At 42.8% G+C, this 8,224-nt stretch carries 13 protein-coding genes; 10 read left to right on the forward strand and 3 right to left on the reverse strand.

The genetic code is table 11. From position 1 onward, the window contains the following. Nucleotides 1-47 precede the first annotated feature (47 nt). The gene (locus tag AC1XUF_RS31905; RefSeq protein WP_483345940.1) at nt 48-458 is read right to left on the reverse strand and encodes a helix-turn-helix domain-containing protein; all 411 of its coding nucleotides are present in this window, start codon (nt 456-458) and stop codon (nt 48-50) included. Between the two features lie 99 nt (nt 459-557). Here AC1XUF_RS31905 and AC1XUF_RS31910 point away from each other — a divergent pair, with 99 nt between their 5' ends. Then, nucleotides 558-1,805, forward strand: a complete 1,248-nt coding sequence (locus AC1XUF_RS31910; protein ID WP_483345941.1) for an ISL3 family transposase — start codon at nt 558-560, stop codon at nt 1,803-1,805. On the opposite strand, the gene AC1XUF_RS31915 is transcribed toward AC1XUF_RS31910, so the two are convergent. Further along, nucleotides 1,767-2,108 (reverse strand): Rad52/Rad22 family DNA repair protein, encoded by a 342-nt coding sequence (locus AC1XUF_RS31915; RefSeq protein WP_483345942.1) that lies wholly within the window; start codon nt 2,106-2,108, stop codon nt 1,767-1,769. The two genes, AC1XUF_RS31910 and AC1XUF_RS31915, sit on opposite strands and share 39 nt — an antisense overlap. A gap of 862 nt (nt 2,109-2,970) precedes the next feature. Between AC1XUF_RS31915 and AC1XUF_RS31920 the strand changes: the two genes are divergently transcribed. The 9 genes from AC1XUF_RS31920 (at nt 2,971) to AC1XUF_RS31960 (ending at nt 7,449) form a co-directional block, all read left to right on the forward strand. Next, the gene (locus AC1XUF_RS31920; RefSeq protein ID WP_483345943.1) at nt 2,971-3,210 is read left to right on the forward strand and encodes a hypothetical protein; all 240 of its coding nucleotides are present in this window, start codon (nt 2,971-2,973) and stop codon (nt 3,208-3,210) included. Between the two features lie 36 nt (nt 3,211-3,246). After that, nucleotides 3,247-3,705: a hypothetical protein gene (locus AC1XUF_RS31925; protein ID WP_483345944.1), complete on the forward strand. Its 459-nt coding sequence runs from the start codon at nt 3,247-3,249 to the stop codon at nt 3,703-3,705. A gap of 10 nt (nt 3,706-3,715) precedes the next feature. Then, entirely contained in the window at nt 3,716-3,952 is a 237-nt protein-coding gene (locus AC1XUF_RS31930; protein ID WP_483345945.1) for a hypothetical protein, read from the forward strand. An 805-nt stretch (nt 3,953-4,757) separates the two neighbouring features. Further along, on the forward strand, nt 4,758-5,486 hold the full coding sequence (locus AC1XUF_RS31935; protein ID WP_483345946.1) for a DUF1376 domain-containing protein: 729 nt from the start codon (nt 4,758-4,760) through the stop codon (nt 5,484-5,486). Between the two features lie 125 nt (nt 5,487-5,611). Continuing rightward, a complete protein-coding gene (locus AC1XUF_RS31940) occupies nt 5,612-5,800 on the forward strand; it encodes a hypothetical protein (protein WP_483345947.1) in 189 nt (62 codons plus the stop codon). Then, entirely contained in the window at nt 5,739-6,059 is a 321-nt protein-coding gene (locus tag AC1XUF_RS31945) for a hypothetical protein (RefSeq protein WP_483345952.1), read from the forward strand. The genes AC1XUF_RS31940 and AC1XUF_RS31945 overlap by 62 nt, the downstream gene beginning before the upstream one ends. After that, complete coding sequence (locus AC1XUF_RS31950) at nt 5,989-6,186, forward strand: DUF551 domain-containing protein (protein WP_483345951.1); 198 nt, start codon at nt 5,989-5,991, stop codon at nt 6,184-6,186. The genes AC1XUF_RS31945 and AC1XUF_RS31950 overlap by 71 nt, the downstream gene beginning before the upstream one ends. Further along, nucleotides 6,183-6,422 (forward strand): hypothetical protein, encoded by a 240-nt coding sequence (locus AC1XUF_RS31955; protein WP_483345948.1) that lies wholly within the window; start codon nt 6,183-6,185, stop codon nt 6,420-6,422. Before AC1XUF_RS31950 ends, AC1XUF_RS31955 begins: the two co-directional genes overlap by 4 nt. Before the next feature lie 565 nt (nt 6,423-6,987). Continuing rightward, nucleotides 6,988-7,449, forward strand: coding sequence for a VRR-NUC domain-containing protein (locus AC1XUF_RS31960; protein WP_483345949.1), 462 nt, complete (start codon nt 6,988-6,990; stop codon nt 7,447-7,449). Nucleotides 7,450-7,735: 286 nt separating this feature from the next. Here AC1XUF_RS31960 and AC1XUF_RS31965 read toward each other — a convergent pair. Beyond that, nucleotides 7,736-8,224 (reverse strand): hypothetical protein (locus tag AC1XUF_RS31965; protein ID WP_483345950.1); only part of this gene is annotated, 489 nt, incomplete at its 5' end.

The following is an 8,224-nucleotide window of genomic DNA, read 5'->3' on the forward strand; positions in this document are numbered from 1 at the left end:
GGTTCTTCGTCACTTTTGATGATAAAACATAATTAAAAATTACACAATTATTTAGCTACATAGCCAACCTGGCTTTTGAATTCTACGCCAATTCTGCCCAAAAGCTTATAAATCTGCGAGCTTCTATATTGTGTGTTGTATTTCTTATTGATCCATTCAAGCAATAGTGGGCCAGACCAGCGCTTTTGAGCATAGCCAAACTCATCAGGAGGGCAATTCAAGACAACATGTCGAATATCTTCAAGGTCAGATAATGACAAAATTGACTTTCTGCCACGTCCTGGAAGGTCGTACAACCCTTCGATTCCTTCGTTTTCGAACCGGTGCACCCAATTGATGACTTGTTTAACGCTGACCCCATAGATTCTGGCAGCCTCCCGACTCGATATTCCGGTGGCTACTTGATAAACCATATTCAGTCGGGTTGCGACAGACAACAATGGGTCGCTGTGTAACAATGACCGAATATCTTCGGCTGCATATCCTTTAATTTTTAGTACCGGTTTGCCCTTAGCAGGTGGGTTGGCAGCTCCATAAGTGCAGCCACAGTGATCCGAATGATTAAATCGCTCCCGGTTGTCGATAGTATGATATGCTCTGGCATTATCGGGATAGATGATTGGGCTTTAAAAAAGGGCCGAACCTATGGTACGATCCTGGTGGACCTACATCAGAATAGGGTTATCGACTTATGGGAAGGGCGCAGTGCCGAATCGCTTGAAGCTTGGCTCAAACGACACCCGGAAGTGCATACTGTGGCCAGGGACAGAGCATCGGCCTATGCATTAGGTATTCGCAAAGGTGCCCCGCAGGCTAAGCAGGTGGCCGACCGCTTTCATTTGTTGGTTAACCTCAGAGAAGCACTCGATAGAGCAATGCAAAGACAAAGCGAAACGATCAAAAAATGTTTCGTAGCCTTTCATGACAAGCAAAAAGCACATAATCAATCCATTCCTCTTAACCATGAAACTGCAACCAGCAAGCGCATGCAAACTGAAAATTCTGAATTGTTTACGGGAAATGTCAACCCCCTTAGGCAGTTTAAATTTGAGCAAACCAAGAAACTCTATGCTCAGGGGCACAGTATGAACGCAATAGCTGCTCATCTAAAATCGAACAGGAAATCCATAGGGAGATATATCCATTTGGATGTCTTGCCAGGTCGGAATACCCCAACCACCTCTGAGCATTCGACCAATTTTGATCACTTCATTCCATACATCCAACAGAATTACGGGCCACAGACGACTTATAGGCAGCTTCTTGCAGACATGATAGCACAGGGCTTTAACGGCAAATACACCAGCTTTTGCGAAAGAATGAACCGGCTTGTAGCGCAAAACTTAGTGGGGCAGCCCCTGGATAAACCCCAAGCACTTGCCAGACAGCAAACCTGGTCAAGCACCAAGCTGGCCTTCATTGCCCTAACAGAGACATCCTTATTGCCAGCTAAAGATCTGGAATTCTTTACTTTTCTCTGCAAACACAGTGCTCCAATCCAGAAGGCCGCTGAACTTGCCCAACAATTCAAAGCACTCTTGGGTAAGCAGCACCATGGCAGTTTTGACGAATGGCTGGAAAGTGCCTCGCATCCCGACTCGCTTTTGAAAACTTTTGCAAAAGGCATCAAGAATGACCGTCATGCCGTTGAGCAAGCAATTAATTCTGATATCTCAAGCGGGAAAGTAGAAGGCCATATTAATAAGCTGAAAACAATCAAGAGATCTATGTACGGACGAGCCGGAATTGACCTGCTTACAAAAATGTTATTGGCCCAACATCGACAGACTCACCATCAAAAGTGAAGAAGAATCCAAGTTCGCCGGAATTTCCACTTCAACCTGTGTATCACCAGCACCATCACCCTTCGCAATCCATTCGCCATCAATACGTAATGCCAGATAGCAAATAGCCGTTTCACCAAAGTATTTATAGGTATCCTGCCAGTTTTCAGGACCAACCACCTCATCAAGACGCTTCATAACATCACGGGCATCAATATAAGCCAATGCCTGACCTTTGGTTTTATCCTGTGTTGTTGATCCAACACGCCAGGATGCCAGTTTTGGATCGAATGGCTCTTTGAGTTTTTGAAAGATTTCAGACACTTTTCATTCTCCGTCACGATAATTATTGTCAGCTAATCTCTTAATATCATCAGCGATATCACTTACAATTCTGATAAGATCAAGAACATCCCGGCTGTTTTTGTGTGCCACCTCGAGCTTCCAGGATAAGGTTACTAGTTCATTATACAGGTCTTTACTAATCATTTAAACTTCTCCTGTAAGAATGCTTTCAGTTGGTTGGACAGTTTACGGTTGGCATGGTGTGCCAGCCATAACCGGATTTGTTTCGGAATAGGTTTATGATTGTCGTTCATTGGAAGCTCTTTTGTTGCCTGAAATCAGTATATCAATTCATATACAGCCTTTCAAGCAGAAAATTGACTTGAAGAAAAAATATTTTCCTTGTCAGTTTACCAAACCTATGTTATACTGACAATACAGGTCTTTGGCCGTTCCGCCTGTAAGCTCCGCCCTGTTTCCTATGTTCTTGGGCAGTGTTGCCTAGAAAACGGCCATCCTTTCTTATGTGTCGTATGGCAATGAGCGTAGTTCTTTGAATTGCAATTAGCGTTGTACGGCACTTATGGACAGGCATCGAGGTCAGGTGGAGCTAGGCAGACCTGCAAAATCTAGACATTCTTGTCTACCATATGAAACGTAAACCTTCCCACACGCCGAGCCTCTTTGACCATATCCCGAAGCCCAAAGGTGGCTTAGATAGCCACGAATGCACTATCTGCGGGAAGCGTAGCGCAGGATGGGGTTTTCATGTTAAGCCAGATCCGCCTAAATGGTACTGTTTTGAGCACCGCCAGGAGGGCGACAAGTGCCTAAAAAACACATAATTGCATGTTATCTAACTTTTTATTTCATTGCGCTCAGCACTACCCCAAAAAAGACGATGAGATTAAGTAACCAAGAGCAAAACGAAATTAATTTTTGCAAGTTTCAGATCCAATGGAGAGAAACCGACATAAAAATCCACCGCCAAAAATTTGAAAATACGGAATGGAAATTGGAAGTCGGTACTACTAACTATGACCGTTTTTGGGAATTGGCCGACAAGATGAGCAGGATAGAGATGGAGATGGAAAAATATAGAAAAAGGTTAGTCGAACTAAACGAAAAATTAAAATTATGATACTTTGAATGTCAAATTTTTGATATTTTTAGCACCATGAGAAACTATTCATTATTCGCACACGCGCTGCACAGTCGCTTACAACTGATCCGGAACAAGCTGCAAGTAAATCCGAAGCTACCGCCCTCTGACATGGTCGCCAGCGACCTAAAATATTTCGAAAAAGCAGGACAATCAGTAACGCAACACCATGAGTGCCGGTGTAACCGAAGTGATTACCACGATGCAGCTGAGTTGTTCCTGATGACGATCGATCTGAACGAAGGTAAGGTTAAGGATCAACCAATGTGGCCAGGCACGAAAGGTGATCTCTGGATGGTTGAAGCGCGGGATGCAAGTGATAATTCATGGTATCCAATCTCAGAAGAAACCTTGGCAAACGGGATGTCTCGAAAAGTGAAGCCATTGACCCATAGTGAAGCCAATGCGCTTTTTGCCAAAATGTGTAAATTAGGTGGGCGCACCAATTTCCGAATAGCTGAGTATAAAGGTTAATTACTCATAGATGTACACGTTCCAAGAAATCCCAAAATTTAAGATCAAGGATTACATGCCTCACATTGGCTGGATCAAAGCTGGGTACAATCCATATAAAATTTATAGCAAGGAAGGATCAGTAAACTATTTCCTACACGATGAGCAAACCGATCGGCTGTTTGAGTTTTCGACCGGTGGCGAGAAGCCTACGAGTAGGGAACAAGCGGATACTGTTATTGCTGCATATCTGGAAATATCTAATTGATTATCTCCTTTTAGAATTACTCTTATGTATATCTATTTTTCTGTTGTACATAAGCCTCTTTCATGAATTTGTTCTGCATGATCTCGTCTAGCATATCTTGTTCTTGCATGATGTTCTCGACCATCTAATTCATCATCATTAGTTATTCTAGTTATGTTTGCTTTGTTAGTTTGTAACAATACTATAACTTTGTTTCATGAGGTAATTACCTCAAAAGAAAATACCCCCCAAAGCTATGCGATGGAGGGCATTGAGTCCGAGTGATCCGTTTATTCAAGCAACTTTCTGAGGGAGGCAAGAATTGATAGGATCACAGCGATATAACCGAGGACTCGTTCGACTAAGGGTTTTCCGCCACCTGGTGGGGAACCCTTTCCTGTTTTCCTGGGCATGATGTAAAAATAACATTCTCTTAATTACATCCTTGTAATATGTAACACATAAATATTTCTTCTATTTTTTTTAAAAAAATTACGATTGTACTTTTTAAAGATTTTGGCATTTTATTCAAACGGCATTTTAGATATAAATATCTGATTAATAGGCAATTATAATATACTTAGAATTTCATTTTTATTATAACAGGATATGCAAAATTCCTAGTAATTCTTAGTAAATTCTAATTATTGTCTTAACAACAATATAGGCAAAGACAGCAAATTTTGATTAAATTTTACTTGACAAACAAAAACACAAAGATAGGATATGTGTAAAGGGGCAACGCTTTGCAAGGCGTGTCCTGTTATATCCTTCCCGGATAGGACGGCCCCACCTTTTTTATAGGGAAGGAACGGGAAGGCTCTCAATGGACTGGTATCCCTGGCACTATCGCCGGTATAAGGAAAAAACTCTGCATCTCACTGCGGAGCAGGACGGCATCTATCGCCGATTGATCGACTACTACATGGAAACCCGAAAACCGTTGCCAGACAATGACCTGGCTTTGGCTCGTATTGCGGGTGTGGATCTTGATTGCTTCAAGCTAGCTTCAAGCATAGTAAAAGCATTCTTCAAGCAGGAAAAGGGGGGTGTTTTAACCCATATTACCTGCAATGAAATGCTAGATGAGCAGGATAAACAGGTAAAATTTCATTCTGACCGTGCTAAGAAGGGTGCGGCGGCGAGACATAAAAAAGATAATGAAATCAATGAAAATCCTGCTTCAAGCAAACGAGAAGCACTGCTTCAGCTTGCTACAATAACAATAGACAGTAACAATACTAATACTAACGTATTAGTAAAAGCAGACCAGTTTTCTGAATTCTGGGATCTGTATCCAAGGCAAAGGAGAGGATCAAAGGACAAAGCTCTACTCGCCTACAAATCAGCCATCAAGCGTGGCAACACCGAACAACAAATCATCGAAGGAGTAAAAACTTATGCAACATCTTCAGACGTTACTCGAGGCTTTGCAAAAGGATGCGCAGCCTGGCTCAACGACGACGGATTTAACAACCAGTACCAGCCGGTGGGGGCACAGGGAGGGAGTACTCCCCGAAGAACTAGTGTGTTGATTATCAAGTTAACTAACTAAAAATTACCACTCAATAGTTTGAAATACAGTTTATTGTAGCTCTATTGATAGTATATCAATATGCGAATCGTGACACTAGCGGTTTCGATGCACTCGCGACTGCGGCAGCCAAAATTTCGCAAGGCATGGATCGAGAAGGTGAACGCCTCCGGAGAGAAAACCCAGTGCTTTACTTTCAGCGCCTTGCAGATCAGTCCAACGGAGGAAACGATATTGAGGGAAGCCTTAATGCGCCCAACACTGGAAAGCATGATGCCGCACCTCTTAGCATTGGCCACAGCCAAGAAAGTGGACCAGACCGAGATGAGCAGTGAAGCCTACTTGCGTATTGTCTTCGATGCTGTTAGTGATATGAGTGACTGCGCCCTGGCATTAGGTTTGCGGGATCTGAGAAATGGCACGAAAGCCCGTGGTTCCCACAGATTGCCACAATCCGCCACGAGGCTAAGTTTTACGACGACCACTACAATGATATGGCGAAAGCTTACCTGGGAGGTGAGTGATGTTTTGGCAACCGATCGAGACTGCTCCCAAAACGTTCAGTGCTATCTTGTTGAGAAGCAAGGATGGTAATACCATAGTTGGTCGTCGTAGCTTTTTTCCGCCATACGACCATTATCTTGATAACACTCATGGCATTTATGGTGTATTTCCAACCCACTGGATGCCACTCCCTGAGCCACCGGAGGACAGTAAATGATCCAGGTCGTCCCACCTATCTACGAAATTGAGCTTGATATCCCCATTTGGGGGTCAGTCGTGGCCTACGACGATACCGAGGTTTATTCCAATGCTTCGGTACAGCTGGACGATCAAGGTAGTCGTATTCGTGATATGCTGACATGGGTAACTCCTGTGGTTGACTTACCTGAACGTATAGGGCATAGTGTAAGCATCCAATCGGTTCCTATCACGGAAAGCGTAAATAATTGCTAAATGACGAAGAACTCAAAGCTGCCTTCATTGCCAAGAATGGCGTAACCAAGTGCCCCAGCGTCTGGAACTTCGGGGCGACACAATACCAGGAGCTAGTTGACGATAGCCCATTACCAGTTGATTATATGGGCGTTCATCAGATAGTTTATGACCGCAAACAGTACAGAAAGAGGAAGAAGTGATGTACGGGGATTGTATTGAAAGTCACACATTTGAAATCGTGCCGTTTTGTATTGGCGAAATGGTAACAAAAAAATGCAGCTCAATGTAGATGTTCGGACAGCTCACGATATCATTGCAAATCGCATGATTGTTGAGCTTAAAGCTTTGATGGCGGCAAGCGTATGAAGGAAGTTAAGGTTAAATACCTAACTCCAACCAAAAAGAATATGTTTAAATATGTATTCTTCCCCACGTGGCTGTTAAAAAAATATCCTTTGTCGTATCAGTATCACACACTAGCTGAAACGAAGATTTTCCCTGATGTTAAAATTCCTAAACACGAAGATTTCAGAAAGAGCTTCACTATTCAGACAATGGATATGCCAAACCTGTGGGCTAACCATTGATCTTCCGCCGCAAACCATCAACTGTCAAATTCGCCTGGCATCGTTACCCGGCACACCTCGAAAGCATACGCTGGTCTGAGGCTGATATCCAGTCTTACATCGTCTACAAGCTCAGGGAGTGGCAAGAGGTTGAGCCTGGGGTATTCGAGTTCGAGGCCGGCATGGAGGGTATCAAGCTCACGCCTTACGCTGCCAAGAAGGCCAAAGCTCTGGGAATGGGTAACGGCTTCACCGATCTGAAATTCTATCTACCAGGTGGTAGGATGTGTTTGATCGAGATTAAGGCAAAGAGGGGAGTGCTGACCGACAGCCAGGAGGAGCGGCATCCAAAGCTGGCAATGTTGGGGTTTAAGGTGCATGTTGTGAAAGCTAAGACACCTGCCGATGGTTGGTATCAATTATGTACAATTATAAATAAAACTATCATCTATATACGTAATCAATCAAACGAAACCTGATTGATTATTTTTTTTATAAAAAATATAAATAATCAAATCAAATCGAGCCTGAAAATTGAAAAAATCATCAAACTTAACGATGCAAAATCCTCAAATTATAGGATATTAAAAGATTAGATTACTTTTTTTTAGAACTAAGTAAGTTGCAATTCCAGTAGTCACAAGGAGATTGAGTAACCCGCCAAGGTTATTGAGGAAAGACACGGCTTTATCGAGAGTTTCGAAGTCCATAATGCGGGCGTATGATGTGCGTACAATGGAATTGTCAAAAAAGTTCCCTCCCTTGTTACGGAACTCCATTCTTATATTGCGTCAATAAAAAATGAATACAGAAATTTTGATTGTTTTGAAAATCCAGCTGTATGTCGTCATTATGGCATTGTCCTGCTTTTAGCCAATCAATCGCACCGCCATAATTTCCGCTTTTTGCCTTTTCAACTGCATTCACTAAACAATCACGACCCGTAATAACTCCCCTTGCAGATCCGTCGATAAGATAGAAAATACATTTTGCTTGTTTTGGCGGACCTGCTCCTATTAGCCATGCAATACCCCCTGAAATTTTTGCTTGGAGTTCCGGTGGCGTCGTAAAGGATAGGTCGGGTTGTGTGATGGCTGGCTTTAACTCCTCTTTCTTAGGCTCTATAGCTTTTTCAACCTCTTTTTTTTGTTCCTTTTGAATATGCTGAGAATATAGCCAGGCTCCAATGCCTAAAACAGCAATGCTCCATGTAAAAGTTATAATCAATCGAATTATATTGTATGCCTGTGCTCT

It is taken from the genome of Dyadobacter sp. HNCC25DJ185 (genome assembly GCF_056895195.1).